Raw genomic sequence first — 212 nt, forward strand, 5'->3', positions numbered from 1 at the left:
GATGTATCCCCGGAACGGCGTCAGGTCAGGCGTTTTGCCATCGCTGATCAGCGCAATGGCCGGTGTCGTGATGGCAATGGTCAGATGATAGGAACCCTTCGGAACCTGCCCCAGTCCGCAGAAAAGACCGCAGCCCTTGAAATAGGAATCTCCGCCGGAGTAAAGCGACAGTTCGGCGACGGTCGGGGTCCGATTGACGATCAGGGTGATGT

At 58.0% G+C, this 212-nt stretch carries 1 protein-coding gene; it reads right to left on the reverse strand.

Annotated elements, in window-relative coordinates:
• Window positions 1-212: hypothetical protein (locus AF337_RS43120; RefSeq protein WP_160320233.1), on the reverse strand; the 212-nt coding region annotated here is incomplete at both ends.

The organism is Rhizobium ecuadorense, from assembly GCF_001187535.1.
In the GTDB taxonomy this organism is placed as follows: Bacteria; Pseudomonadota; Alphaproteobacteria; order Rhizobiales; family Rhizobiaceae; genus Rhizobium; species Rhizobium ecuadorense.